Annotated in this window: 26 protein-coding genes; 4 read left to right on the forward strand and 22 right to left on the reverse strand. The window is 69.2% G+C overall.

All coding sequences use genetic code 11. The annotated features are described in order from the left end of the window. Positions 1-46: 46 nt before the first annotated feature. Entirely contained in the window at positions 47-439 is a 393-nt protein-coding gene (locus ACIQPR_RS00325) for an SCO5389 family protein (RefSeq protein ID WP_019060740.1), read from the reverse strand. Positions 440-747: 308 nt separating this feature from the next. Here ACIQPR_RS00325 and nucS point away from each other — a divergent pair, with 308 nt between their 5' ends. Further along, positions 748-1,419, forward strand: a complete 672-nt coding sequence (gene nucS, locus ACIQPR_RS00330) for an endonuclease NucS (protein ID WP_403639638.1) — start codon at positions 748-750, stop codon at positions 1,417-1,419. Between the two features lie 74 nt (positions 1,420-1,493). Here nucS and ACIQPR_RS00335 read toward each other — a convergent pair whose 3' ends face one another. The 3 genes from ACIQPR_RS00335 to ACIQPR_RS00345 form a co-directional block, all read right to left on the reverse strand. Next, the gene (locus tag ACIQPR_RS00335) at positions 1,494-4,001 is read right to left on the reverse strand and encodes an ATP-binding protein (protein WP_403639640.1); all 2,508 of its coding nucleotides are present in this window, start codon (positions 3,999-4,001) and stop codon (positions 1,494-1,496) included. A gap of 219 nt (positions 4,002-4,220) precedes the next feature. Beyond that, positions 4,221-4,544, reverse strand: coding sequence for an STAS domain-containing protein (locus ACIQPR_RS00340; RefSeq protein ID WP_043683078.1), 324 nt, complete (start codon positions 4,542-4,544; stop codon positions 4,221-4,223). 145 nt (positions 4,545-4,689) lie between these two features. Beyond that, on the reverse strand, positions 4,690-5,538 hold the full coding sequence (locus ACIQPR_RS00345; protein WP_403639644.1) for a 3-hydroxyacyl-CoA dehydrogenase family protein: 849 nt from the start codon (positions 5,536-5,538) through the stop codon (positions 4,690-4,692). Between the two features lie 193 nt (positions 5,539-5,731). On the opposite strand from ACIQPR_RS00345, the gene ACIQPR_RS00350 reads away from it, so the two are divergent. From ACIQPR_RS00350 to ACIQPR_RS00360, 3 genes are all read left to right on the forward strand, one after another. Further along, positions 5,732-6,304: a cob(I)yrinic acid a,c-diamide adenosyltransferase gene (locus tag ACIQPR_RS00350; protein ID WP_403639647.1), complete on the forward strand. Its 573-nt coding sequence runs from the start codon at positions 5,732-5,734 to the stop codon at positions 6,302-6,304. A gap of 115 nt (positions 6,305-6,419) precedes the next feature. Beyond that, complete coding sequence (locus ACIQPR_RS00355) at positions 6,420-8,246, forward strand: glycosyl hydrolase family 18 protein (RefSeq protein ID WP_403639651.1); 1,827 nt, start codon at positions 6,420-6,422, stop codon at positions 8,244-8,246. Positions 8,247-8,452: 206 nt separating this feature from the next. Further along, positions 8,453-8,662, forward strand: a complete 210-nt coding sequence (locus tag ACIQPR_RS00360) for a hypothetical protein (protein ID WP_403639654.1) — start codon at positions 8,453-8,455, stop codon at positions 8,660-8,662. On the opposite strand, the gene ACIQPR_RS00365 is transcribed toward ACIQPR_RS00360, so the two are convergent. The 18 genes from ACIQPR_RS00365 to ACIQPR_RS00450 form a co-directional block, all read right to left on the reverse strand. Beyond that, positions 8,649-9,095: a DUF2550 domain-containing protein gene (locus tag ACIQPR_RS00365; protein WP_403639657.1), complete on the reverse strand. Its 447-nt coding sequence runs from the start codon at positions 9,093-9,095 to the stop codon at positions 8,649-8,651. The two genes, ACIQPR_RS00360 and ACIQPR_RS00365, sit on opposite strands and share 14 nt — an antisense overlap. A 140-nt stretch (positions 9,096-9,235) precedes the next feature. Continuing rightward, positions 9,236-9,610 (reverse strand): F0F1 ATP synthase subunit epsilon, encoded by a 375-nt coding sequence (locus ACIQPR_RS00370; protein ID WP_403639660.1) that lies wholly within the window; start codon positions 9,608-9,610, stop codon positions 9,236-9,238. Between the two features lie 110 nt (positions 9,611-9,720). Beyond that, positions 9,721-11,157, reverse strand: a complete 1,437-nt coding sequence (gene atpD / locus ACIQPR_RS00375) for a F0F1 ATP synthase subunit beta (protein ID WP_403639663.1) — start codon at positions 11,155-11,157, stop codon at positions 9,721-9,723. Next, the gene (locus ACIQPR_RS00380; protein ID WP_403639665.1) at positions 11,157-12,074 is read right to left on the reverse strand and encodes a F0F1 ATP synthase subunit gamma; all 918 of its coding nucleotides are present in this window, start codon (positions 12,072-12,074) and stop codon (positions 11,157-11,159) included. The genes atpD and ACIQPR_RS00380 overlap by 1 nt, the downstream gene beginning before the upstream one ends. Before the next feature lie 21 nt (positions 12,075-12,095). Then, positions 12,096-13,685, reverse strand: coding sequence for a F0F1 ATP synthase subunit alpha (gene atpA / locus ACIQPR_RS00385; protein ID WP_403639668.1), 1,590 nt, complete (start codon positions 13,683-13,685; stop codon positions 12,096-12,098). Between the two features lie 129 nt (positions 13,686-13,814). Beyond that, entirely contained in the window at positions 13,815-14,630 is an 816-nt protein-coding gene (locus tag ACIQPR_RS00390; RefSeq protein ID WP_403639671.1) for a F0F1 ATP synthase subunit delta, read from the reverse strand. After that, positions 14,627-15,169, reverse strand: coding sequence for a F0F1 ATP synthase subunit B (locus ACIQPR_RS00395; RefSeq protein ID WP_093629142.1), 543 nt, complete (start codon positions 15,167-15,169; stop codon positions 14,627-14,629). The genes ACIQPR_RS00390 and ACIQPR_RS00395 overlap by 4 nt, the downstream gene beginning before the upstream one ends. 53 nt (positions 15,170-15,222) lie before the next feature. Next, entirely contained in the window at positions 15,223-15,459 is a 237-nt protein-coding gene (locus ACIQPR_RS00400) for an ATP synthase subunit C (RefSeq protein WP_043683105.1), read from the reverse strand. A 74-nt stretch (positions 15,460-15,533) separates the two neighbouring features. Continuing rightward, a complete protein-coding gene (gene atpB, locus ACIQPR_RS00405) occupies positions 15,534-16,370 on the reverse strand; it encodes a F0F1 ATP synthase subunit A (protein WP_403642797.1) in 837 nt (278 codons plus the stop codon). A gap of 210 nt (positions 16,371-16,580) precedes the next feature. After that, positions 16,581-16,994, reverse strand: coding sequence for a hypothetical protein (locus tag ACIQPR_RS00410; protein WP_381242762.1), 414 nt, complete (start codon positions 16,992-16,994; stop codon positions 16,581-16,583). 294 nt (positions 16,995-17,288) lie between these two features. After that, positions 17,289-18,608, reverse strand: coding sequence for an MraY family glycosyltransferase (locus ACIQPR_RS00415; RefSeq protein ID WP_403639676.1), 1,320 nt, complete (start codon positions 18,606-18,608; stop codon positions 17,289-17,291). 129 nt (positions 18,609-18,737) lie between these two features. Further along, the gene (gene glyA, locus ACIQPR_RS00420; RefSeq protein WP_403639679.1) at positions 18,738-19,976 is read right to left on the reverse strand and encodes a serine hydroxymethyltransferase; all 1,239 of its coding nucleotides are present in this window, start codon (positions 19,974-19,976) and stop codon (positions 18,738-18,740) included. A gap of 96 nt (positions 19,977-20,072) precedes the next feature. Beyond that, positions 20,073-20,741, reverse strand: a complete 669-nt coding sequence (locus ACIQPR_RS00425) for a protein-tyrosine-phosphatase (protein WP_359602192.1) — start codon at positions 20,739-20,741, stop codon at positions 20,073-20,075. Then, entirely contained in the window at positions 20,738-21,385 is a 648-nt protein-coding gene (locus ACIQPR_RS00430) for an L-threonylcarbamoyladenylate synthase (RefSeq protein WP_403639682.1), read from the reverse strand. Before ACIQPR_RS00430 ends, ACIQPR_RS00425 begins: the two co-directional genes overlap by 4 nt. A gap of 55 nt (positions 21,386-21,440) precedes the next feature. Next, entirely contained in the window at positions 21,441-22,286 is an 846-nt protein-coding gene (gene prmC / locus ACIQPR_RS00435) for a peptide chain release factor N(5)-glutamine methyltransferase (protein WP_403639685.1), read from the reverse strand. 38 nt (positions 22,287-22,324) lie between these two features. Then, positions 22,325-23,401 (reverse strand): peptide chain release factor 1, encoded by a 1,077-nt coding sequence (gene prfA, locus ACIQPR_RS00440; RefSeq protein ID WP_403639688.1) that lies wholly within the window; start codon positions 23,399-23,401, stop codon positions 22,325-22,327. Between the two features lie 108 nt (positions 23,402-23,509). Continuing rightward, positions 23,510-23,734, reverse strand: a complete 225-nt coding sequence (gene rpmE, locus ACIQPR_RS00445; protein WP_030049623.1) for a 50S ribosomal protein L31 — start codon at positions 23,732-23,734, stop codon at positions 23,510-23,512. Between the two features lie 147 nt (positions 23,735-23,881). Then, the gene (locus ACIQPR_RS00450; protein ID WP_403639691.1) at positions 23,882-25,021 is read right to left on the reverse strand and encodes an LCP family protein; all 1,140 of its coding nucleotides are present in this window, start codon (positions 25,019-25,021) and stop codon (positions 23,882-23,884) included. Positions 25,022-25,169 lie beyond the last annotated feature (148 nt).

Genomic DNA, 25,169 nt, shown 5'->3' on the forward strand with positions numbered 1-25,169 from the left:
AAGCACCTCCCGCGTACGGAGCGGCAAGCAAATGCGCGTCGCCTCCTCAGCAGTCCCTGAACTCCGGGGACTGGTTGAGCAGTTGACTGCGCACCGAGGTGAAGCGAGCCAGCGTCTCGTCGACCGAGCCGTCCAACGGGAACACCGCCACCCGGTGGCAGTTCTGGAAGGCCAGCCGCACACCGAAGTGCCGCTGCAGCGCGCCGCGTATCGCGTCACTCGCGAGCGCACGCAGCAACTGACCGCGTGCCTGCTCGTCCGGCGGCGGCGTCTGGTTGTCGGCGAACGCACCGCCGTCGACCTTCAGCTGAGCCACCAGGGAGCTGATCATCTCCCATGCGTAAGGCAGGGAGGTCCGGACGCAGTCGACGAATTCAGCTTCGTCGACCTCGCCTCGCTCGGCCTTTTCGAGTAGGGCCGGTGAGACGTCGAGCGACATGGGTTCTCCTCTCGCACCCCCAACCAGCGGGGGTTGCCGGACAGATAAGGGAGCCCGCGATTGCGAACACGCTGCGTACACGCCTCGCGACCTCCCGTTTATACGGTAGGCAACGGAAGGTGGCGGCACCAGGAGAATGCGTACATAGGGAACTCCCAATAGGCCCACAATCGGCCACGAATGAACAACGGGCGTCACGGGGCTTCCAGGACAACAGGGGCGGCCCGCAGGGCCCCGGTCGAGAGCGGCGGCGGGAGACGGGTGGGCGAATCGCGTGGACCTGCGCCCGTCGAGTAGCGTTGCCGACCATGCGTCTCGTCATTGCCCGGTGTTCCGTGGACTACGCGGGCCGGCTCACCGCCCACCTCCCCTCCGCCCCCCGTCTGATCCTGGTGAAGGCGGACGGCAGCGTCTCGATCCACGCGGACGACCGGGCCTACAAGCCCCTCAACTGGATGTCGCCGCCCTGCACGCTGAAGGAGGGTTCCGGGGACGACGACGGCGTCTGGACCGTCATCAACAAGGCGGGCGAGAAGCTCATCATCACGATGGAGGAGATCCTCCACGACTCCTCGCACGAACTCGGCGTGGACCCCGGCCTGATCAAGGACGGTGTGGAAGCGCACCTCCAGGAGTTGCTGGCCGACCGCATCGACACCCTCGGCGACGGCTACACGCTCATCCGCCGCGAGTACATGACGGCCATCGGACCGGTCGACATCCTGTGCCGGGACGCGGACGGGCAGACCGTCGCGGTCGAGATCAAGCGGCGCGGCGAGATCGACGGCGTCGAGCAACTCACGCGCTACCTGGAGCTGTTGAACCGCGATCCGCACCTCGCGCCGGTGCGCGGCATCTTCGCCGCCCAGGAGATCAAACCGCAGGCCCGCGTCCTCGCCACGGACCGCGGCATCGGCTGCGCGGTCCTGGACTACGACGCCCTGCGCGGCATCGAGGACGACAAGCTCCGCCTGTTCTGACCGACGCCGATCCACTCCACCGAAAAGGGCCGGTTCCGATCATCGGAACCGGCCCTTCGGCGTCGTACGGAGCGTCAGATCACGGTGCCCGGGGCGACGCTGCTCGCGGGCGCGGCCGAACTGGTCGTGTCCATGGGGGCACTTGAGGAGGCGATGCCGCTCGCCGTGGTCCCCGTGGAGGGGTTGGTGGACGAATCCGTCGGTGTGGGTGTGGCGGTGGACGAGTCGGACGGAGTCGGCGACGGACTCGGCGAACCGGACGACGAGTGCGAGGTGCTCGGAGTCGGCGACGTCGGCCGCGACGTCGTGGACCTGGACGGCGTGGGCGACGTAGGCCTCCCGCTCGTCCCGCTCGGCTTCGCCGAAGGTGTGCTGCTCGACGGTGGGGTCGGGTCGTCCGACGTGCCGTAGGTGCCGTCCGGGCCCGGGTCGGTCGGGCTGCTGCTGGCCGTGCCGGTGGCGCCGTCGTCGCCCTTCTTCGCCGGGTCGGCGCCGAGGCTGTCGTCGGAATTGCCCTGGCTGGCGGACGGGTTGACGCCGACCTTGTCGGACGGGTCGTCGGCGTTGTTGTTGGACGTGGCGCCGAGGGTCACCACCGTGCCGAGGACGGCGGCCAGCAGCGCGCCCGCGCCGGCCGCGACGAGGTTGCGCCGGGCGTAGCCGCGCAGGCCGCCGCGCGCCTTGTTGTGCGGCGTGGGGGTGGCCGAGGCCTGGTGGGCGACGACGGTGTAGGTGTCGCCGGGCAGCTGGACCGGCGGGAAGGGCGCCGCCGGAGTGCCGCCGGGCGGCGGGGCGGACTCCTCGTAGCGGGCCTCGGGCACTTCCTCGCCGGCCGCGGCGCCGAGGCCGAACGCGGTGCCGGAGCGGTCGGCGACCAGGGCGAGGGCTCGGCGGCCCGCGACGGTGCCGCGCTTGTCGGCGGCGGTGTCGCGCAGGCCGATGGAGGACTCCAGTTCGGCGCGGGCCAGGTCGAGGTCGCCCTCGCACAGCGCGAGGATTCCCGACTCGTGCTGGAAGTAGGCCTGTTCGCCCGCGCTGCCGGCAAGTTGGGCGGCCTCCGCGCCGGCCCGCAGGGTCCGTTCCCAGGCGCTCCAGTGGAGTCCGGCGGCGAAGGCGGGCGCGGCCGTGCGGGCGAGTTCGACGGTGGCGCTCTCCTCGCCCTCGCCGGGCGGGCTGGTCGCCGGCAGGAGGGCGGTGAGCGCGGCGAGGAGCGCGTCGGCCTCGGCGCAGACCCGCTCGGGGGTGACCGAGGGGTGGCCGGCCCACCAGGAGTAGTGCAGTCCGGCGATGAGGGCGCCGGCCTCGATCTCGTCGCCGTAGCCGGCGGCCTCCAGCTGGGTCTGGACGCCGGTGGCGAGCCGGTAGCGGGCGCCGACCGGGGAGACCAGTCCGCAGGCGGCGAGTTCGCCGAGGGCGGCGTCCGCGTGGGTGTCGCCGACGAGTGCCGGCAGATGGGCCTGGTGCGGCACCTCGCCGCCGAGCGCGACGGCGAAGCGCAGGGTGGCGCGGGCCGAGGTGCTGAGCCGGGAGGCGAGCAGCGGGGCGGGCGCGGCGGCCTCACCGAGGGACGGCAGGGGTACGGCGTCGGCCTCGTCGGAGTCGAGGGGCGTGATGGGGGGCGCGTCGGCCGGGACCATGTCCTGGAAGACGCCGAACTCCTCCACGGCGCTGGTGCCGATGCGCTGTTCGTCGCGCTGCCGGAGCAGGGCGCCGGCCTGGACGAAGCGCAGCGGCAGGCCCTCGGACTCGAAGTAGAGGTCGCCCGCCCAGTTCGCCTCCTCCTCGGTGAGGACGCGGCCCACGGCGTGCTCCAGGACCTCGACCGCGCCGGCCCGTTGCAGACCGCCGAGGAAGACCTCCTCGATGACGGAGTCGGCGGCCGGTGCGGGGATCTCGGGGGTGGCGGCGACGAGGAAGGCGCACTCGGGGGTCGCGTCGAGGAGTTCTTCCAGGGCGGCGCCGCCGAACTCGATGTCGTCGAGGACGACGACCGCGCCGATCTCCCGCACCAGGGCGCGCAGTTCGTCCCGGCCGGGCCGGTTCAGGGGGGCGTCGTAGACGGCGTGGAAGAGGTCGTGGAGGAGGTCGGTGGTGGTGCGGTGGAAGCCGGTGAGGCGGATCACACCGTCGGGGGCGAGGTCGAGGCAGTCCTCGGCGACGAGGTCGAGGAGGCTGGTGCGGCCCGAGCCGGAGGGGCCGGTGAGGCGTACGGAACGGCCGCGGGCGAGCAGCCGTACGAGGCGCTCGCGCTCCTCCTGGCGTTCCAGGAGCGGGAGGGCGGGGCGGTTCAGGCCGGGCGGGACGGGCGGTCTGGCGGCGCGGGCGGCCTCGGCGCGTTCGGCGGCGGTGCGCTTGGCGGGCCGGACCGGCCGCTGTCCGGGCGGGCAGGTCTCGATCTCGCTGCCGTCGACGGGGTTGACGGTGAGCAGGAAGTCACCGGCGACCAGCTGGACGGTGCGGGCGAGCGCGGGTGTGTGCTGGCCGAAGTCGGGCGTGAGCGGTTCCCGGGGCGGGCGTTGGCGCGACGACGTGTCGTCGCCGTCCTGGCCGTACTCCTCGGGTTCCCGGTTGATCGGGTCCATAGGTCCAAGCCCCCCAAAAGCGTCGTGTGCGGGTCGACAGGACCCGGGCCCCTCCCGGCCTTGCTGCACACCGCGCTGTCGCTTCTGGTCCGGGCCCGCTCGAAGGGTTGTCACACAGCGGGCGACCGAACCCTAAACCTTCGCACAGTATCTACGACAGCCCGGGGTACCGGGCCGTCCGAGACGTCACAGTCTCATGAGGATTGTGTGCGGCGGGATTCACACCCGGGGCAGGGATTCGACCCCGATGCCGCCCTCGATGGCGAGGATGCGGTGCAGCCGGGTGGCCACGAGCAGGCGCTGCATCTGCGGCGGTACGTCGCGCAGCACCAGGCGCCGGCCGCAGCGGCCGGCCCGTCGATGGGCTCCCATGATGACGCCGAGGCCGGTGGCGTCCCAGGAGTCGAGCTCGGACAGATCGAGCACCAGATCGCCGACTCCGTCGTCGACGGCCGAGTGCAGGACCGTACGGGCGTCCGCCGCGCTGCGGACGTCGAGGCGGCCCCCGACGACCAGCTCGACGTGGTCGCCCCTGATGTACATATGCGCTCCCCGTGAGTGCGGTGGCGTACTCCGTGATGTAGGTGATGCAACCTCTGACTGTGTGAAACGCCGGGAGGTTGCCGTCTGTGAGCGAACCGATACCGAATTCACCCCTGGGTGTGATGCCACCGGGGCGTGTGCGGTTTCAGTGCTTGTAGAAGCCCTGCCCGCTCTTGCGGCCGATGTCACCGGCGTCCACCATTCGGCGCATCAGCTCCGGCGGGGCGAACTTCTCGTCCTGCGACTCGGTGTAGATGTTGCCGGTCGCGTGCAGCAGGATGTCGACGCCGGTGAGGTCCGCGGTGGCCAGTGGGCCCATCGCGTGACCGAAGCCCAGCTTGCAGGCGAGGTCGATGTCCTCGGCGGTGGCGACGCCCGACTCGTACAGTTTCGCGGCCTCGACGACGAGGGCCGAGATGAGACGGGTCGTCACGAAGCCGGCCACGTCCCGGTTGACGACGACGCAGGTCTTGCCCACGGATTCGGCGAACTCCCGCGCGGTGGCGAGGGTTTCGTCGCTCGTCTTGTAGCCGCGGACGAGTTCGCACAGCTGCATCATCGGTACCGGCGAGAAGAAGTGCGTGCCCACGACGCGCTCCGGACGCTCCGTCACGGCCGCGATCTTCGTGATCGGGATGGCGGAGGTGTTGGAGGCGAGGACGGCGTCCTCGCGGGCGATCCTGTCGAGCGCGCGGAAGATCTCGTGCTTGACTTCGAGCTTCTCGAAGACGGCCTCGACGACGATGTCCGCGTCGGCGACGGCGTCCAGATCGGTGGTCGCGGTGATCCGTCCCAGGGCCGCGTCGGCGTCGTGCGCCTCCAGCTTCCCCTTGCTGACGAACTTGTCGTACGAGGCCTTGATGCCGTCGGTGCCACGCTTCAGGGCCGCGTCGGTGACATCGCGCAGGACGACGTCCCAGCCCGCCTGCGCGGAGACCTGGGCGATACCGGAACCCATGAGTCCGGCGCCGATGACGGCAAGCTTCCGTGCCACTGTGCGACTCCCCTTTGAAACGCTTACAGCGTGTATCCGTATGCCTCTCGGCGGACACTAGCGAAGCTGACGCGCTGTGTGACCGGTAAGTAACGCGCGTCACGTCTCATCTGACGGACATCACACCGGCGCGGCCATACGAGCGCCCGTACGGCGTAGTTGAGCATCGGCCGGGCCTGACTACGCTGGCCGCATGGTCAATCTGACGCGCATCTACACCAGGACCGGCGACCAGGGCACGACCGCCCTCGGGGACATGAGCCGGGTCGCCAAGACCGACGTCCGGATCTCGGCGTACGCCGACACCAACGAGGCGAACGCGGCGATCGGCACCGCCGTCGCGCTGGGCGGTCTGGACGAGGACATCGTCGCCGTCCTCATCCGCGTCCAGAACGACCTGTTCGACGTGGGCGCCGATCTCTCGACCCCGGTCGTGGAGAACCCGCAGTTCCCGCCTCTGCGGGTCGAGCAGTTCTACGTCGACAGGCTGGAGGCGGACTGCGACCGCTTCAACGAGCGGCTGGAGAAGCTCCGCTCCTTCATCCTCCCCGGCGGCACCCCGGGGGCGGCCCTCCTCCACCAGGCCTGCACGGTCGTACGCCGGGCCGAGCGCTCGACGTGGGCGGCCCTGGAGACCCACGCGGAGGTGATGAACCCGCTGACGGCCACCTACCTCAACCGGCTGTCGGACCTCCTGTTCATCCTGGCCCGCACCGCCAACAAGGCGACGGGGGACGTCCTTTGGGTTCCGGGCGGGGAGCGCTGACACCCAACTCCCAAGTGGTCCAGACCTATTGACCGCTGGTCCGGACCTTCCTATCCTCACGGGACTGTGGGTGCGAAGGCTCAGTCGCGCCCCCTTATCCCCGAGGAGGCGCTCAATGCGCTTCAGAACCAAGGCAGTTGCCGGGTTCACCACCCTGCTGCTCCCGCTCGCCGCCCTCGTCGGACTGGCGGCCCCCGCCGAGGCCGCCTCGACCGCCACCGCCACCTTCACCAAGTCCAGCGACTGGGGCACCGGCTTCGGCGGTCAGTGGACCGTGAAGAACACCGGTACCAGCGCCATCAGTTCATGGACGGTCGAGTGGGACTACCCCTCCGGAACGTCCGTCACCTCGGCCTGGGACGCGGACGTCACCAGCTCCGGCAACCACTGGACCGCGAAGAACAAGTCCTACAACGGCACCATCGCCGCGGGCGCCTCCGTCTCCTTCGGCTTCAACGGCGCCGGCTCCGGCTCGCCGTCCAACTGCCTCCTGAACGGCGGCAGTTGCGACGGCGGCACGACGGTCCCCGGTGACGCGGCCCCCTCCGCGCCGGGCACCCCGACCGCCTCCGGGATCACCGACACCTCGGTGAACCTCTCCTGGTCGGCCGCCACCGACGACAAGGGCGTCAAGAACTACGACGTGCTGCGCGACGGCACCAAGGTCGCCACGGTCACGACCACGTCGTACACCAACACCGGTCTGACCGCCGGCACCGACTACTCCTACACCGTGCAGGCCCGGGACACCGCCGACCAGACAGGACCGGTCAGCGCCGCGGTCGCCGTGCACACCACGGGCGGTACGACCACTCCCCCGACCACCGGGAGCAAGGTCAAGCTCGGCTACCTCACCGAGTGGGGCACCTACCAGCGCAACTACCAGGTCAAGAACCTGGTGACCTCCGGTTCGGCCGCGAAGATCACGCACATCAACTACGCCTTCGGCAACGTCACCAACGGCCAGTGCGCGATCGGCGACGCCTACGCCGACTACCAGAAGACGTTCACCGCCGACCAGTCCGTCAGCGGCGTCGCCGACACCTGGGACCAGCCGCTGGCCGGCAACTTCAACCAGCTGCGCGAGCTGAAGGCCAAGTACCCGAACATCAAGATCCTGTGGTCCTTCGGCGGCTGGACCTGGTCCGGCGGCTTCGCGCAGGCCGCGGCCAACCCGACCGCGTTCGCGAACTCCTGCTACAACCTGGTCGAGGACCCGCGCTGGGCCGACGTCTTCGACGGCATCGACATCGACTGGGAGTACCCGAACGCCTGCGGCCTGAGCTGCGACACCAGCGGCGCGGCGGCCTACAAGAACCTGATGCAGGCACTGCGCGCCAAGTTCGGCGCCAACTACCTGGTCACCGCCGCCACCACGGCGGACGGCACCTCCGGCGGCAAGATCGACGCCGCCGACTACGCGGGCGCGGCCCAGTACGTCAACTGGTACAACGTGATGTCGTACGACTTCTTCGGCGCCTTCAACCCGACCGGCCCGACGGCCCCGCACTCGCCGCTGACCTCCTACACCGGCATCCCGACCCCGGGCTTCACCACCGCCGACGCCATCGCCAAGTTCAAGTCGAAGGGCGTCCCCGCCAACAAGCTGCTCATCGGCATCGGCTTCTACGGCAGAGGCTGGACCGGCGTCACCCAGGCCGCACCGGGCGGCTCGGCGACCGGACCGGCGGCGGGCACCTACGAGCAGGGCATCGAGGACTACAAGGTCCTCAAGACGACCTGCCCGGCCACCGGCACGATCGCCGGCACGGCGTACGCCTACTGCGGCAACAACTGGTGGTCGTACGACACCCCGGCGACCATCGGCACCAAGATGGCGTGGGCCAAGACCCAGGGTCTGGGCGGCGCCTTCTTCTGGGACTTCAGCGGCGACACCAGCAACGGTGAGCTGGTGACGGCCATCAACAACGGGCTGAGCTGATCCCCACACGGCTCGCCACACCACCGCGGGCAGACCTCCTCCGGTCTGCCCGCGGCGCGTTGCACTAGGCGCGCGCCCCCCCGGCGTACACCTCCAGGGGCCGTTCGGCCCGGGGCCGGAGGCCGGACGGCTGCGAGAACAGGCCGGTGAACCTGGGCATCGTTGTCTCACAGCAGCGAGCAGGATGTCGCACCACGGGGGAAGCCATGAAGCGCAGGTCCACCACGTCCCACAGCACCAGGAAGGCCGTCCGCGCCTGGGCCGCGCCGGCCGGCGCCCTCGCCACCGCGGCCGTCGCCGCTCTCCTGTCCGCCTGCCCGGTGGACGTCACCGTGACCGTCGGTGCCCCGGCCCACACGGTCGTCGTCAGTCAGGCCGACATCCCCGACCCCGTGTGCGAGGTCAGGCCACGTTGACCCGCTGGCCGGGGGGTGCCGCCTCCAGCCATGCGAGGAAACCGGTCAACGCGTCTTCGCTCATGGCGAGTTCGAGGCGGGTGCCGCGGTGCAGGCAGGTGAGGACGACGGCGTCGGAGAGGAGGGCGAGTTCCTCCTCTCCCTCGGGGAGGCGGCGGCCGGCCACCTCGATCGCCGAGCGTTCCAGGGTGCGGCGCGGGCGGTAGGCGTAGGAGAAGACGCGGTACCACTCGATGCGGTCGCCGTTGTAGCGGGCGACGCCGTAGCTCCAGCCCTTGCCGTTGGTGTCGGGTTTCTCCGGGACGTCCCAGCGCAGGGAACAGTCGAAGGTGCCGCCGGAGCGCTGGATGAGTCTGCGGCGCAGGCCGAAGACGAACAGCCCCACCGCCACCAGGGCGACAACAATTCCGCACACAGTCAGAGCGAGGACCATCGACACCGACCTCCTCGTCTCCTAGGCAAAACAGGTAACGGAACGGAAAAAACACCCACATTCGCCTCAGCCGCGGCTGGGTCCGGATTCCTCCGGTCCCAGCCGCGGCTGAGTCACGTCATCGCGTGGTGCGCCAGGTTTCAGTTGGTCGCCACCGCACGCAGTCGGACGTCCGCGCGACGCTCGGCGGAGGCGTCGCCCGCCGCCTTCGCCTGCTCCAGCTCGCGCTCCACGCGCTGGACGTCGATCTCGTCCGACAGTTCGGCGATCTCGGCGAGCAGCGACAGCTTGTTGTCCGCGAACGAGATGAAACCGCCGTGCACCGCGGCGACGACCGTTCCACCATCGCTCGTACGAATGGTCACCGGGCCCGACTCCAGCACACCGAGCAGCGGCTGGTGACCGGGCATGACGCCGATGTCGCCGGACGTGGTGCGCGCGACGACCAGGGTGGCCTCGCCGGACCAGACCTGGCGGTCCGCGGCGACGAGCTCGACATGCAGCTCAGCAGCCAAGGTGGGCTCCTCGGGTCACCACCCGGCGGTCGTGCCGGGTGTGGGTTCAATTCTAGTAGGCATGGAAGAGGGGGTGGGACACGCCCCACCCCCTCAGGTGAAGCAGGGGGTCAGGAGACGCCCAGCTCCTTCGCGTTGGCCTTCAGGTCCTCGATACCGCCGCAGAGGAAGAACGCCTGCTCCGGGAAGTGGTCGTACTCGCCGTCGATGATCGCGTTGAACGCGGTGATCGACTCGTCCAGCGGGACGTCCGACCCGTCGACGCCGGTGAACTGCTTGGCGACGTGGGTGTTCTGGGACAGGAAGCGCTCGACGCGACGGGCACGGTGGACGGTGAGCTTGTCCTCCTCGCCCAGCTCGTCGATACCGAGGATCGCGATGATGTCCTGGAGGTCCTTGTACTTCTGGAGGACCGTCTTGACGCGCATCGCGGTGTTGTAGTGGTCCGCCGCGATGTAGCGGGGGTCCAGGATCCGGGACGTGGAGTCCAGCGGGTCCACGGCCGGGTAGATGCCCTTCTCGGAGATCGGACGGGACAGCACCGTCGTCGCGTCGAGGTGGGCGAAGGTGGTGGCCGGGGCCGGGTCGGTCAGGTCGTCCGCGGGGACGTAGATCGCCTGCATCGAGGTGATCGAGTGACCGCGGGTCGAGGTGATGCGCTCCTGGAGGAGACCCATCTCGTCGGCCAGGTTCGGCTGGTAGCCCACCGCGGAGGGCATCCGGCCGAGCAGGGTCGAGACCTCGGAACCGGCCTGCGTGAAGCGGAAGATGTTGTCGATGAAGAACAGCACGTCCTGGTTCTGCACATCGCGGAAGTACTCCGCCATGGTCAGACCGGCCAGGGCCACGCGCAGCCGGGTCCCCGGGGGCTCGTCCATCTGACCGAAGACCAGCGCGGTCTTGTCGATGACGCCCGAGTCGGCCATCTCCTCGATGAGGTCGTTGCCCTCACGGGTGCGCTCGCCGACACCGGCGAACACGGAGACACCGTCGTGGTTGTTGGCGACGCGGTAGATCATCTCCTGGATGAGCACCGTCTTGCCGACGCCGGCACCGCCGAACAGACCGATCTTGCCGCCCTTGACGTACGGGGTCAGCAGGTCGATGACCTTGACGCCGGTCTCGAACATCTCGGTCTTCGACTCAAGCTCGTCGAAGCGGGGGGCCTTGCGGTGGATGGACCAGCGCTCGCCCTCGTAGGCGTCCTCGCTGTTCAGCACCTCGCCGAGGGTGTTGAACACCTTGCCCTTGGTGAAGTCGCCGACCGGGACGGTGATGCCGTCGCCGGTGTCGGTGACCGGGGCCTGGCGGACCAGACCGTCGGTGGGCTGCATCGAGATGGTGCGGACCAGGCCGTCACCCAGGTGCTGGGCGACCTCCAGGGTCAGCGTCTTCTTCGCGCCGTCCAGGGCCGGGTCGGCCACCTCGACGTGCAGAGCGTTGTAGATCTCCGGCATCGCGTCGACGGGGAACTCCACGTCGACGACCGGGCCGATGACCCGGGCGACGCGGCCCGTGGCAACGGCCGTCTCAACTGTCGTCGTCATTACTTGTCACTCCCCGCGGTCGCGTCGGCCAGGGCTGCGGAGCCACCGACGATCTCGCTGATTTCCTGGGTGATTTCGGCCTGGCGGGCCGCGTTGGCAAGACGGGAGAGCGTGGTGATCAGGTCTCCCGCGTTGTCGGTCGCCGACTTCATCGCGCGGCGGGTGGCCGCGTGCTTGGAGGCGGCCGACTGGAGCAGCGCGTTGTAGATACGGCTCTCGACGTACCGCGGCAGCAGGGCGTCCAGGACGTCCTCCGCCGACGGCTCGAAGTCGTACAGCGGCAGGATCTCGCCCTGGGGGGCGGCCTCCTCCGCGACCTCTTCGAGGCTGAGGGGCAGCAGCCGGCTGTCGACCGGCGTCTGCGTCATCATCGAGACGAACTCGGTGTAGACGATGTGGAGTTCGTCCACGCCGCCCTCCGCCGTGTCCTTCTCGATGGCCTCGATGAGCGGACCCGCGACCTTCTTCGCGTCCGAGTACGTGGGCTCGTCGGTGAAGCCGGTCCACTGCTCCGAGATCTTGCGCTCACGGAAGTTGTAGTGGGCGACACCGCGGCGGCCGACGATGTACGTGTCGACCTCCTTGCCCTCGGCCACGAGACGCGCGGTCAGCTGCTCCGCCGCCTTGATGGCGTTGGAGTTGAAGGCGCCGGCCAGACCGCGGTCGCTCGTGAGGAGCAGCACCGCGGAACGGGTCGGCGTCTCCGCCTCGGTGGTCAGCGGGTGCTTGGTGTTCGAACCCGTGCCGACCGCCGTGACCGCACGCGTCAGTTCCTTCGCGTACGGCGTCGAGGCCTGCACCTTGCGGTGCGCCTTGACGACGCGCGAGGCGGCGATCATCTCCATCGCCTTGGTGATCTTCTTGGTCGCGGTGACGGATCGGATGCGACGCTTGTAGACCCGGAGCTGGGCTCCCATGAGTCAGGTCCCTTCCTTACGTCACTTGGCCGCGGCCGGGGCGTCCTCGCCGAGAAGCTTGCCGTCCGAGGTCTCGAACTGCTTCTTGAAGTCGGCGATGGCGTCCGCGGCGGCGGTGAGGGTGTCGTCCGACATCTTGCCGCCCTCCTTGATGGAGGTCATGAGGCCCTGCTCCTTGCGGTGCAGGTACTCCAGCAGCTCCTTCTCGAAGCGGCGGATGTCCTCGACCGGTACGTCGTCCATCTTGCCGGTGGTCGCGGACCACACGGAGACGACCTGGTCCTCGGTGGGCATCGGCTGGTACTGCGGCTGCTTGAGCAGCTCGACCAGGCGCTGACCGCGCTCCAGCTGGGCCTTCGACGCGGCGTCCAGGTCGGAACCGAAGGCGGCGAACGCCTCCAGCTCGCGGTACTGGGCGAGGTCGAGGCGCAGTCGGCCGGAGACCTGCTTCATCGCCTTGTGCTGCGCGGAACCACCGACTCGGGAGACGGAGATACCGACGTTCAGCGCGGGGCGCTGACCGGCGTTGAAGAGGTCCGACTCCAGGAAGCACTGGCCGTCGGTGATGGAGATGACGTTGGTCGGGATGAACGCCGAGACGTCGTTGGCCTTGGTCTCGACGATCGGGAGGCCGGTCATCGAGCCCTTGCCCATCTCGTCGGAGAGCTTCGCGCAGCGCTCCAGCAGACGGGAGTGCAGGTAGAAGACGTCACCCGGGTAGGCCTCGCGGCCCGGCGGACGGCGCAGCAGGAGGGACACGGCGCGGTAGGCGTCGGCCTGCTTGGAGAGGTCGTCGAAGATGATGAGGACGTGCTTGCCGTCGTACATCCAGTGCTGGCCGATGGCCGAACCGGTGTACGGCGCCAGGTACTTGAAGCCGGCCGGGTCGGACGCCGGGGCGGCGACGATGGTCGTGTACTCCAGGGCGCCGGCCTCTTCGAGCGCACCACGCACGGAGGCGATGGTGGAGCCCTTCTGACCGATGGCGACGTAGATGCAGCGGACCTGCTTGTTCACGTCGCCCGAGCGCCAGTTGTCGCGCTGGTTGATGATCGTGTCGACGGCCAGCGCGGTCTTGCCGGTCTGGCGGTCGCCGATGATCAGCTGGCGCTGGCCGCGGCCGATCGGGGTCATCGCGTCGACGGCCTTGTAGCCGGTCTCCATCGGCTCGTGCACCGACTTGCGGACCATGACGCCCGGGGCCTGAAGCTCCAGCGCGCGGCGGCCGGTGGTCTCGATCTCGCCGAGGCCGTCGATCGGGTTGCCGAGCGGGTCGACGACACGGCCGAGGTAGCCCTCGCCGACGGCGACGGACAGGACCTCGCCGGTGCGGGTGACCGGCTGGCCCTCCTCGACACCGCTGAACTCACCGAGGATGACGGTACCGATCTCACGCTCTTCGAGGTTGAGCGCGAGACCGAGGGTGCCGTCCTCGAACTTCAGCAGTTCGTTGGCCATGGCCGAGGGCAGGCCCTCGACCTTCGCGATGCCGTCGCCGGCAAGGGTGACCGTACCGACCTCCTCGCGCGAGGCCGCGTCCGGCTTGTACGACTGGACGAAGTTCTCCAGCGCGTCCCGGATCTCCTCCGGCCGGATCGTGAGCTCCGCCATCTGGGTTCCCTGCTCTCCTTGTTGGGCCCGAAGTTTCACTTGGGGGGATGGGGGACTCCCCCCTGAACGAGGTGAATCCTCTGCACGGCCCAACTCGGGCCGCCTTACTACGTCTTTGTTGTGGTACTGCTAGCTCGCCATGCGGCGGGTGGCGTCATCGAGGCGGTCCGCGATGGAGCCGTTGATGATCTCGTCGCCGACCTGCACCCGGATACCGCCGACGACCACGGGGTCGACGTCGATGTTCAGGTGCATGTGACGGCCGTAGAGCTTCGCGAGGGCGGCGCCCAGGCGCTGCTTCTGCGGGTCGCTCAGCGGGACCGCCGTGGTGACGACCGCGACCAGGCGACTGCGGCGCTCGGCGGCGAGCTTGGACAGGGATTCGAGTCCCGCTTCCAGGCTACGTCCACGCGGCGCGGTCACAAGGCGCGTCACCAGCCGTTCGGTGGCCGGCTTGGCCCGGCCGCCGAGCAGGCTGCGCAGCAGTTCGCTCTTGGCCGTGGCGCCCGCCGCGCGGTCGGTCAGCGCGGCCCGCAGCCCGGTGTCCGAGGAGACGATCCGGCCGAACCGGAACAGTTCGTCCTCGACGTCGTCGAGCTGGCCCGACTGCTGGGCGGCGGTGAGGTCGGCGGTGGCCGCCAGTTCCTCCAGCGCGTCCACCAGGTCGCGGGACTGCGACCAGCGGGAGCGCACCATGCCGGACAGCAGGTCGAGGGCGGGGCCGCCGACCTGACCGCCGAGCAGGCGCTCGGCGAGCTGGGCCTTGGCCTCGCTGTCCTGCGCCGGGTCGGTGAGGACCCGGCGCAGGGACACCTCACGGCCGAGCAGCGCGGTGACGGCGGCCAGTTCGTCGGCGAGCTGCGTCGCGTTCACGGACGTGGAGTCCGTGAGCGCGTCGAGACGCTCGCGTGCGGCTGCCAGGGCCTCGCGGCTCGCTCCATTCATCGCGCGGCCTCGGCCTTCTCCTCGAGCTCGTCGAGGAAGCGGTCGATGACGCGGCTCTGCCGGGCGTGGTCCTCAAGGGACTCGCCGACGAGCTTGCCGGCCAGGTCGGTGGCGAGCTTGCCCACGTCCTGGCGCAGTGCCTGCGAAGCGGCCTTGCGGTCGGCCTCGATCTGGGTGTGACCGGCGGCGACGATCTCCTCGCGCTGCCGCTGGCCTTCCGCGCGCATCTCCGCGATGAGCGTGGCGCCCTGCTCCTGCGCTTCCTGGCGCAGGCGCGCGGCCTCGTGCCGGGCCTCGGCGAGCTGAGCCTTGTACTGCTCAAGCACGCTCTGCGCCTCGGTCTGGGCGGCCTCGGCCTTCTCGATACCGCCCTCGATGGCCTCGCGGCGCTCGTCCAGAACCTTGTTGATGTTCGGGAGGAGCTTCTTGGCGAGGAAGCCGAAGACGATGACGAAGGCGATCAGGCCGATGACAAGCTCGGGGATCGGCGGGACGAGAGGGTTCTCCTTCTCGGCCGCCAGAATGAGCAGCTGGCTCATGTCCTGGCTCATGTCAGTGCCTTTCGTCTAGGGGGCGGTTGCTGATCGACGGATCAGGTGCCGTAGACGAACGGCATGACCAGGCCGATGAGGGCGAGCGCCTCACAGAAGGCGAAGCCGAGGATCTGGTTGGCGCGGATCAGGCCGGCAGCTTCGGGCTGACGGGCAAGGGCCTGGGTGCCGTTACCGAAGATGATGCCGACGCCGACGCCGGGACCGATGGCGGCGAGGCCGTAGCCGATCGAGCCGAGGGAGCCGGAGACGGCGGCGAGGGTCTCAGTGGCAGCCATGCTGATTCTTCCTTATCTGTACGGACCGGCGGGGGTTGGCCACCGGACGCTAAGGGGGGTTCGGGAGGGGGTGCTCAGTGGTGCTCGGCGAGCGCGCCCTGGATGAAGGTGCAGGTCAGCAGCACGAAGACATACGCCTGCAGGGCCTGGATGAACAGCTCGAAGGCCGTCATGACGATCACCATGACGAAGGAGACACCCGCGTAGGCGATGCCGATGCCGTTGAGCAGGTACCAGCTGGCGATCGTGAAGAGCAGCAGCAGGGTGTGGCCCGCGAACATGTTCGCGAAGAGTCGGACCGCGTGCGTGAACGGCCGGACGATCAGGTTCGAGAGCAGCTCGATGCCCATCGCCAGCGGGAGGACCGCGCCGAGCGACTTGTCGTAGCCGGTGAAGTTCTTGAAGGCGCCGACGAATCCGTGCCGCTTGAAGGTCAGCGAGACCCAGACGATGTACACGATCGCCGCGAGGACGATGGGGTACGCGATGATCGAGGTCACCGGGAACTGGGCGACCGGGACGATCGACCAGAGGTTCATCATCCAGATGAAGAAGAAGAGCGAGACGACCAGCGGTACGTACTTCTCGCCTTCCTTCTTTCCGATGGTCTCGTAGACGACACCGCGGCGGATGAAGTCGTAGCCGGACTCGGCGACCATCTGCAGCTTGCCGGGGACGACCTTCGGCTTGCGGAAGGCGGCCCAGAAGAAGCCGACAACGATGACCGAGCCGATCAGCGCCAGCAGCATCGGCTTGTTGAAGTACACGTTGCTGTCGCCGTCCCCCAGAAGGGGCTTGAACAGGAACGAGTGCAGGCCGGGAGCCGGGAAGCCACAGCCGTCGAAGATGTGGCAGTCGGTCTCGAAGGCGAGCACCTGCGTCGGGTCAGCACTCACCGCGGGCTCCTTCAGCGTGGCGCATAGGTACGGCAACCTCGTTGTGTCGGCGCGGCGCGCAGCCGCGGTTCGGCACTGGACTGGTGTAACGGATGTGGGGGCGGCAGTGGGGCATCGAGCCTCGCGTGTGAGCAGGCGTCAGCTCAGATGCCCGCGCCCGCGATGCCGCAGTTGGCACCGGACGATAGCAGGGTCGCTTACGTGCTCTTATCCCGGCCCTACCTCTCACGACGAGTGCCCCGACTTCTCGGGCTCGACGTAGAGGATCTTGGCCTTCATGTGTGCACGGGTCTGCGCGGCGGTCCAGACGATGGTTCCGGCGAGCAGGGTGAACGCGAAGGCCTTGGGATTGAACAGCGTGGTGTGCTTGAACGCGGCGAGGAAGATGAACAACAGCAGGATCTGTGCCGCGAAGAGCATGAGGCCCATCGCCTGGAACAGGTGCGGAAGCGATTTCGCGGTGCGCTGCAGAACGTAGAGCCCGATTCCCATGAAGAGGATCACGATCAGCGTCCCAACGGCTGCCCCAATGGCTCCTTCGCCGCCGGCGACCACACCACTGACGACGGCGGCAATCGCGCCGACGGCAGCTGTGGGCACAGCGGCCTGAAGGAGAATCCGGGCGTCATTGGACGGCATGGCGGCAACTCCGCTTGCTAAGGGGGGCGTGTCGTCATGGACGAGCGTAGTCCCGGGATGAGAGAGAACCTCACGCCAATGGACCGTCGCACTACGGTCCTTCGGCTCTGTCCCGGGTTCTCGTGAACCGTATCACAAACTATTTGATGCGGTCTTTACCTAGAAGGTGTGCTTGCTGTCACACATGAGAGTGATAGCGCGCGTCTGTGCAAAATAGCGGCCAACTTGTCTGGTATGGGGAGGCTTTGTCTGCCCACGAGATGGCAACGCTTTAGTCAGATTCTTACCTTGGCGTCAGCGCGAGGACTCGGCTTTACGCCCGTCCAGGAGCCGCGAACGGGCGCCGACAGCGGTCGCTCCGTTGACTCCTGACACACCGGCGACAACCGGCGGACGCGGATCGCGGTCCTCCTCCGCCAGCACCGCCACGGGCTCGACCGCCGCCCTGCGACGCCGGTAACGCGGCGGCACCAGGTGCTCGGCCCAACGCGGCGCACGCGGGGTAAAGCGCGGCAGCAGAAGCAGCACCAGCCCGATCGCGCTCAGGAAGACGATGCCCAGGACGATCCACATCGAGGCCGAGTTGACCGAGTAGGACAGCGCGCCGAACGCGATCAGCGCCGACCAGAAGTACATGATCAGCACCGCCCGGCTGTGCGAATGGCCGATCTCCAGCAGCCGGTGGTGCAGATGGCCGCGGTCCGCGGCGAACGGCGACTGACCGCGCCAGGTGCGCCGGACGATGGCCAGCACCAGGTCGGCGGCCGGCACCGCGATGATCGTCAGCGGCAGCAGCAGCGGGATGTAGACCGGCACCGTCGAATGCACGGCCGCCTTCTCGGACTTCAGGAACAGCTGGAGCGCGTCCGGGTCGACCTGGCCCGTGATGGAGATCGCACCCGCGGACAGCACCAGCCCGATCAGCATCGAGCCGGAGTCGCCCATGAAGATCCGCGCCGGGTGCATGTTGTGCGGCAGGAAGCCCAGGCACATGCCCATCAGGATCGCCGAGAACAGCGTGGCCGGGGCGGCGGCCTCGATGCCGTACGAGTACCAGATGCGATAGGCGTACAGGAAGAACGCGGCGGCGGCGATGCAGACCATGCCGGAGGCGAGCCCGTCGAGGCCGTCGACGAAGTTGACCGCGTTGATCGTGATGACGACCAGGGCGACCGTGAGCAGGGTGCCCTGCCACTGGGTCAGCGCCACGTTGCCGACGCCCGGGATGGGCAGCCACAGGATCGTCAGACCCTGCATGACCATCACACCGGCGGCGATCATCTGACCGCCCAGCTTGATCAGGGCGTCGATCTCGAACTTGTCGTCCAGGACACCGATCAGCCAGATCAGGGCGGCGCCGGAGAGCAGCGCGCGCGGCTCGTTCGAGTTCTGGAAGACCTCGCTGAGGTTGGTCAGATGGTCCGCGACCAGCAGACCGGCGCACAGTCCGAAGAACATGGCGATACCGCCGAGCCGCGGAGTCGGTTCCCGGTGCACGTCACGGGCCCGGATCTCCGGCATCGCCCCGGCCACGATCGCGAACTTCCGCACCGGCCCGGTCAGCAGATACGTCACCGCGGCCGTCACGCAGAGCGTCAGCAGGTATTCACGCACAGGCTTCCCCACAGGTCTCGCTGGCCATCTCAGCCCCACACCCTAGCGAGGGACGCATATGGTTGGGGACTTCCGGGTAGCGACGATGGTTGCACGTGTGGCTGTGTGCCTGAGTACGGCTACCCCCGTTCAGCCCGGATACGGCGGGAATCCACCCACAAGATCCCGCACTTCGTCACGCGCCTCGCGGCTCTCCGCTCTTCCTCGCAGCACCCCCGCGAGCAGCGCGCCGATCCGCGCCATCTCCTGCTCCCCCATGCCCTGCGTGGTCACCGCGGCGGTGCCGAGCCGCAGGCCCCGGGTGTCGCCGTGCGGGAGCGCGCAGCAGTCCAACACCATTCCCGCGGCGGCGAGTCGACCGCGGGCGGTGCGTCCGTCGACGCCCAGCGGCAGCGGGTCGACGGTGATCAGATGGGTGTCGGTGCCGCCCGTCGTGACGACCAGCCCCTCCGCCGCGAGACCCGCGGCGAGCACCCGGGCGTTGGCGACCACCTGATGGGCGTACGCCGTGAAGGCGGGCGTCGCCGCCTCGCCGAACGCGACGGCCTTGGCGGCGATGGTGTTCATCTGCGCGCCGCCCTGCGTGAACGGGAAGACGGCCCGGTCCACCCGTTCGGCCAGCTCGCTCCCGCACAGCAGCATCCCGCCGCGCGGCCCGCGCAGCACCTTGTGGGTGGTGGCGCACACGACGTCGGCGTACGGCACCGGGTTCGGCGCCGCTCCCCCGGCGACGAGGCCGATGGGGTGGGCGGCGTCGGCGATGAGATAGGCGCCGACCTCGTCGGCGACCTCGCGGAAGAAGGCGTGGTCGATGTGCCGGGGGTAGGCGATGGAGCCGCAGACGATCGCCTTGGGCCGGTGCGTACGGGCGAGGGCGCGCACCTGGCCGTGGTCGATGAGCCCGGTCTCGGCGTCGACCCCGTACGCCACGAAGTCGAACCACCGCCCGGAGAAGTTCGCGGGCGAGCCGTGGGTGAGATGACCGCCGTACGGGAGCCCCAGTGCGAGGACGGTGTCACCGGGGCGCAGCAGCGCGGCGTACGCGGCCAGTACGGCCGAAGAGCCGGAGTGGGGCTGCACGTTGGCGTGCTCGGCGCCGAACAGTGCCTTGGCGCGGTCCACGGCGACGCGCTCGGCCACGTCGACGATCTCGCAGCCGCCGTGGTGGCGGGCGCCGGGGTAGCCCTCGGCGTACTTGTTGGCGAGCGGGGAGCCGAGCGCGGCCAGCACGGCGGGCGAGGTGAAGTTCTCGGCGGCGACCAGCTGGAGCGTCGTCGACTGCCGGGTCAGCTCCCCGAGCAGGATCCCGGCCAGCTCGGGGTCCTGCCGGCGCAGGACATCGGCCTCAAGGACAGGGGTGACCGACATGGTGGACTCCGAGCCGTCGACGATGACGTACGTCCAATGTAGGCCCGGGGCGGGTGGGACGCGCGGTCGTTGTCAGGTCTTCGCGGGCCCGCCCGGTCAGGTCTTCGCCGGTACGCCCGTCAACGCCGTGACCACCGGATCGATCGCCTGGTTTATCTCGTCGCCGATGGAGCGGAAGAACGGGAGGGGGGCGCCGTAGGGGTCGAAGACCTCGTCGGCCTCGGCGGTGGGGGCCAGCAGCCAGCCGCGGAGGGCCGCTGCCGCGCGGACCAGGGCGCGGGCGCGGGCCACCATGCCGTCCTCCAGGGGCGGGAGGGTGGCCGGGTCGATCGCCTTCACCAGGCGGGTGAACTCCTTGAGGGTGAAGGTGCGCAGGCCCGCCGAGTGGCCCATGGAGATGACCTGCTGGCGGTGGTCCCGGGTCGCGGTCAGCACCAGGTCGGCGCGGATGACGTGGTCGTCGAGCAGCTCGCGGCCGGTGAACCCGGAGGGGTCCGCGCCGAAGTCGGTGAGGACGGTCGCCGCGTTGGTCTCCATGGGCGCGCCCTCGTGGCCCCAGGTGCCGGCGCTCTCCACGATGAGCCCGCCCCACAGCGGGTCGCCGAGCCGGTCCGCCAGGGCATGGCGGGTCAGCCGCTCGGTGATCGGCGAGCGGCACACATTGCCGGTGCTGACGTGGAGGATGCGGAAGCTGTCCATGGGGAGCCCGAAGGTCCCCGTCACTTCCCCGTTGCCTATGCCACGCCCCGCGTCAGGGGCTGTCAATTCGCCACCTCGAGGTCGGGGACGACCTTCCGCAGCTCCTCGGCCGAGATCGCGCCCGCCCGCAGCAGCAGCGGCACCTCGCGGGTGACGTCGACGATCGACGACGGCACGTTGCCGGGCGTCGGACCGCCGTCGAGGTACACGGAGACGGAGTCCCCGAGCATCTCCTGGGCCGCGTCGCAGGTCTCCGGCGAGGGGTGGCCGGTGAGGTTCGCGGAGGACACCGCCATCGGGCCGACCTCCGTCAGCAGCTCGATGGCGACCGGGTGCAGCGGCATGCGGACGGCGACCGTGCCCCGGGTGTCGCCCAGGTCCCACTGGAGGGACGGCTGGTGCTTGGCCACCAGGGTGAGGGCGCCGGGCCAGAACGCGTCGACGAGTTCCCAGGCCAGCTCGGAGAAGTCCGTGACGAGGCCGTGCAGGGTGTTCGGGGAGCCGATGAGGACGGGGGTGGGCATGTTGCGGCCCCGGCCCTTGGCGTCGAGCAGATCGGCGACGGCCTCCGAGGAGAACGCGTCGGCCCCGATGCCGTAGACCGTGTCGGTCGGCAGGACCACGAGTTCGCCCCGGCGGACGGCGGACGCGGCCTCGCGCAGACCCGTCGTGCGGTCGGTCGCGTCATTGGTGTCGTATCGCCGTGCCATGTCTAACAGGCCTCCTCGTACGCGTACTGCTGCGGGTCGAAAGTCGGGGCGGCGGTCACGGCGTCGCCCGGCGGGCGGTCGCGAAGCGCGGGCGGTTGTTGAGATCGGGGTGGTCGGCGGCGTCGGCCCAGCCACGTTCCTCGGTGAAGATCCACGGCACCTGGCCGCCCTGGGTGTCGGCGTGCTCGATGACGACGACACCTCCGGGGCGCAGCAGCCGGTGCGCGGTGCGTTCGATGCCGCGGATCAGGTCGAGGCCGTCCTCCCCCGAGAACAGGGCGAGTTCGGGGTCGTAGTCCCGGGCCTCGGGCGCCACGTACTCCCACTCCGTGAGCGGGATGTACGGCGGGTTGGAGATGACCAGGTCGACATGGCCGTCGAGGTCGGGGAAGGCGTCCAGGGCGTTGCCCTGCCGCAGGTCGACGCGGGAGCCCTCCATGTTCTTGCGGGTCCACTGGAGGGCGTCCTCGGACAGCTCCACGGCGTGCACCCGGGAGCGCGGGACCTCCTGGGCGAGGGCGAGCGCGATGGCGCCGGATCCGGTGCAGAGGTCCACGATCAGGGGCTCCACGACGTCCATCGCGCGGACCGCGTCTATGGCCCAGCCGACCACCGACTCGGTCTCGGGGCGCGGCACGAACACCCCCGGCCCGACCTGGAGTTCCAGGTAGCGGAAGAAGGCGCGGCCGGTGATGTGCTGGAGCGGCTCGCGCTGCTCGCGGCGGGCGATGGTCTCCCAGTAGCGGGCGTCGAAGTCCGCGTCCTTCACGGAGTGCAGCTCGCCCCGCTTCACACCGTGCACGAACGCGGCGAGCTCCTCCGCGTCGTTGCGCGGCGAGGGCACGCCGGCGTCGGCCAGCCGCTGAGTGGCCTGTGCCACCTCTGCGAGCAGCAGGTTCACGCATTCCTCCGTGTCGTACTGGGTCGTGCGTATGTTCCTTATGCCGCCGCGAGCTTGGCGGCCGAGTCCGCGTCCACGCAAGCCTGGATCATCGCGTCGAGGTCGCCGTCCAGGACCTGGTCCAGGTTGTACGCCTTGAAGCCGACGCGGTGGTCGGAGATGCGGTTCTCCGGGAAGTTGTAGGTACGGATCTTCTCGGAGCGGTCGACCGTGCGGACCTGGCTGCGGCGGGCGTCGGCGGCGTTCTTCTCCGCTTCCTCCTGTGCCGCGGCGAGCAGCCTGGAGCGCAGGATACGCATCGCCTGCTCCTTGTTCTGCAGCTGGCTCTTCTCGTTCTGGCAGGAGGCGACGACTCCGGTGGGAATGTGCGTGATGCGCACCGCGGAGTCGGTCGTGTTGACGGACTGGCCACCCGGGCCGGAGGACCGGTACACGTCGATGCGGAGGTCGTTCGGGTTGATCTCGACGTCGACCTCCTCCGCCTCGGGGGTGACGAGGACACCGGCGGCGGAGGTGTGGATACGGCCCGCGGACTCGGTCGCGGGCACCCGCTGCACGCGGTGCACCCCGCCCTCGTACTTCAGGCGGGCCCACACGCCCTGGCCGGGCTCGGTGGCACCCTGGCCGCCCTTGGTCTTCACGGCGACCTGGACGTCCTTGTAGCCGCCCAGCTCGGACTCGGTGGCGTCGATGATCTCGGTCTTCCAGCCGACGCGCTCCGCGTACCGCAGGTACATGCGCAGCAGGTCGCCGGCGAACAGGGCGGACTCGTCGCCGCCCGCGCCCGCCTTGACCTCAAGGATCACGTCCTTGTCGTCGTTGGGGTCACGCGGCACCAGCAGCAGCCGCAGCTTCTCCGTGATCTCCTCGCGCTGCTTCTCCAGCTCCTTGACCTCGGCCGCGAACTCCGGGTCGTCGGCGCCGAGTTCACGCGCGGTGTCGATGTCGTCGCCGGTCTGCTTCCAGGAGCGGTACGTGGCGACGATCGGGGTCAGCTCGGCGTAGCGCTTGTTCAGCTTGCGCGCGTTGGCCTGGTCGGCGTGGACCGACGGGTCGGCGAGCTTCTTCTCAAGGTCGGCGTGCTCGCCGATGAGGTCCTCGACAGCCTCGAACATCTTGGGCTCCTGAAATGCGGTGAAGAAAGGGAAGGCGGGCGACCAAAAACGCCGGTCCCGGCACGCCTGTGGAGGGGCGTGGCCGTGGACCGGCGAAATTGAGGCTCGCTACTTCTTGGAGCCGGCGGCAGCCTTGCCGAAGCGGGCCTCGAAGCGGGCCACGCGGCCACCGGTGTCGAGGATCTTCTGCTTGCCCGTGTAGAACGGGTGGCACTCGGAGCAGACCTCGGCGCGGATGGTGCCGCTCGTGATCGTGCTGCGGGTGGTGAACGACGCGCCACAGGTGCAGCTGACCTGGGTCTCGACGTACTCGGGGTGGATCTCGCGCTTCAAGGTGTCTCCTAGGTTCGGGAGGGCGCCGGGTCGCCGTCCGCGGATGCGGGGGCGTGAACCGGGGCCGACTGTCCAGTCTGCCAGGACTGGCGCCATCCCCCAAAACGGGGTCCGTCCGTGATCTATTCCCCTGGCCCCGCGCGCGGTCTACGACGAGGTCACGACACCCTTGGCCTGACCGGTGGCCGTGCCCTTCGTCGCCGCCGCCGGGATCGCCAGGTCGTTCTTGAGGGCGTTCCAGACCAGCTGGGCCTTCGCCTTCTCGATGATCACGCGGTTCGGGTTGGCCGGGTCGTACTCGACCGGCATGGTGACCATGGTCATGTTGGCGGAGCTGATGCCCTTGAGGCCGTTGGCGAAGGACGTGAGGGAGTTCACCGAGCCGAGGTCGGAGTCGGTGGTGACGGCCTGGGTGGCGGTGTTCGCGAGATCGAAGAGCTTGGTCGGGCTGGTCAGCAGGCCGACGTGCTTGACCTGGTTGACCAGGGCCTTGATGAACGCCTGCTGGAGCTGGATGCGGCCGAGGTCGGAGCCGTCGCCGACGCCGTGCCGGGTGCGGACCAGGCCGAGCGCCTGCGAGCCGTTGAGCGTGTGCTCGCCGGCCTTGAGGTCGAGGTGGCTCTGGGTGTCCTTGATGTCCTTGGTGGTGGTGATCCGGACCCCGCCGAGCTCGTTGATGAGCTTCTCGAAGCCGGCGAAGTCGACTTCGAGGTAGTGGTCCATGCGCAGACCGGAGATGGACTCGACGGTCTTCACCGTGCAGGCGGCGCCGCCGGTGGAGTACGCCTCGTTGAACATCACGCCGGAGGCCGCGTCGTGCGTGACGCCCTTGGTGTCGGTGCACGCGGGCCGTTCGACGAGGGTGTCGCGCGGGATGGACACCACGCTGGCCCGCTTGTGGCCCTTGTAGACGTGGATGATCATCGCGGTGTCGGAGCGGGCGCTGCCGTCGTCGGTGCCGCCGCCCAGCTTCTTGTTGCTGCCGGAGCGCGAGTCGGAGCCCAGGACCAGGATGTTCTCGGAGCCGTTGTCGACCTTGACCGGCCGGTCGGTGCCGAGGGCCTGGTTGATGTCGACGCTCTTGATGTTGCCGTTGAGCTTGAAGTACACGTATCCGGCGCCGGTACCGCCCAGCACCAGGACGCCGCCCGCGACCCAGGCCGTGATCATCAGGGCCTTGTGGCGCGGACTGCGGTTCTTCTGCTTGCGGCCCTTGGCGCGGTGGCGCGGGCCGCTGTTGCCGTCCTTGCCCGGTATGCCGGGCTCCGGCGTGCTCTCGGCGGACATGGGCTCCTCGGTCTCTCGTCCGGTCGGTTACCCCCTGCTTTCAGGGTGAGGCGCGGTGGGTACCGCTCCATTTTCGTCCGCCTGGTCAGACGGGGAAACTCGACAAAGGGTTGCACAACGCAGAGTGCCCATCGCGTACGGCGATGGG

Origin of the sequence: Streptomyces sp. NPDC091280 (assembly GCF_044768565.1) — a bacterium.
Classification (GTDB): domain Bacteria; phylum Actinomycetota; class Actinomycetes; order Streptomycetales; family Streptomycetaceae; genus Streptomyces.

Bases quoted from the DNA above. Each gene is read 5' to 3' on its own strand.
- ACIQPR_RS00325 (WP_019060740.1), bottom strand. From the start codon at position 439: ATGTCGCTCGACGTCTCACCGGCCCTACTCGAAAAGGCCGAGCGAGGC.
- nucS (WP_403639638.1), top strand. From the start codon at position 748: ATGCGTCTCGTCATTGCCCGGTGTTCCGTGGACTACGCGGGCCGGCTC.
- ACIQPR_RS00335 (WP_403639640.1), bottom strand. From the start codon at position 4,001: ATGGACCCGATCAACCGGGAACCCGAGGAGTACGGCCAGGACGGCGAC.
- ACIQPR_RS00340 (WP_043683078.1), bottom strand. From the start codon at position 4,544: ATGTACATCAGGGGCGACCACGTCGAGCTGGTCGTCGGGGGCCGCCTC.
- ACIQPR_RS00350 (WP_403639647.1), top strand. From the start codon at position 5,732: ATGGTCAATCTGACGCGCATCTACACCAGGACCGGCGACCAGGGCACG.
- ACIQPR_RS00355 (WP_403639651.1), top strand. From the start codon at position 6,420: ATGCGCTTCAGAACCAAGGCAGTTGCCGGGTTCACCACCCTGCTGCTC.
- ACIQPR_RS00360 (WP_403639654.1), top strand. From the start codon at position 8,453: ATGAAGCGCAGGTCCACCACGTCCCACAGCACCAGGAAGGCCGTCCGC.
- ACIQPR_RS00365 (WP_403639657.1), bottom strand. From the start codon at position 9,095: ATGGTCCTCGCTCTGACTGTGTGCGGAATTGTTGTCGCCCTGGTGGCG.
- atpD (WP_403639663.1), bottom strand. From the start codon at position 11,157: ATGACGACGACAGTTGAGACGGCCGTTGCCACGGGCCGCGTCGCCCGG.
- ACIQPR_RS00380 (WP_403639665.1), bottom strand. From the start codon at position 12,074: ATGGGAGCCCAGCTCCGGGTCTACAAGCGTCGCATCCGATCCGTCACC.
- atpA (WP_403639668.1), bottom strand. From the start codon at position 13,685: ATGGCGGAGCTCACGATCCGGCCGGAGGAGATCCGGGACGCGCTGGAG.
- ACIQPR_RS00390 (WP_403639671.1), bottom strand. From the start codon at position 14,630: ATGAATGGAGCGAGCCGCGAGGCCCTGGCAGCCGCACGCGAGCGTCTC.
- ACIQPR_RS00395 (WP_093629142.1), bottom strand. From the start codon at position 15,169: ATGAGCCAGCTGCTCATTCTGGCGGCCGAGAAGGAGAACCCTCTCGTC.
- ACIQPR_RS00400 (WP_043683105.1), bottom strand. From the start codon at position 15,459: ATGGCTGCCACTGAGACCCTCGCCGCCGTCTCCGGCTCCCTCGGCTCG.
- ACIQPR_RS00410 (WP_381242762.1), bottom strand. From the start codon at position 16,994: ATGCCGTCCAATGACGCCCGGATTCTCCTTCAGGCCGCTGTGCCCACA.
- glyA (WP_403639679.1), bottom strand. From the start codon at position 19,976: ATGTCGGTCACCCCTGTCCTTGAGGCCGATGTCCTGCGCCGGCAGGAC.
- ACIQPR_RS00430 (WP_403639682.1), bottom strand. From the start codon at position 21,385: ATGGCACGGCGATACGACACCAATGACGCGACCGACCGCACGACGGGT.
- prfA (WP_403639688.1), bottom strand. From the start codon at position 23,401: ATGTTCGAGGCTGTCGAGGACCTCATCGGCGAGCACGCCGACCTTGAG.
- ACIQPR_RS00450 (WP_403639691.1), bottom strand. From the start codon at position 25,021: ATGTCCGCCGAGAGCACGCCGGAGCCCGGCATACCGGGCAAGGACGGC.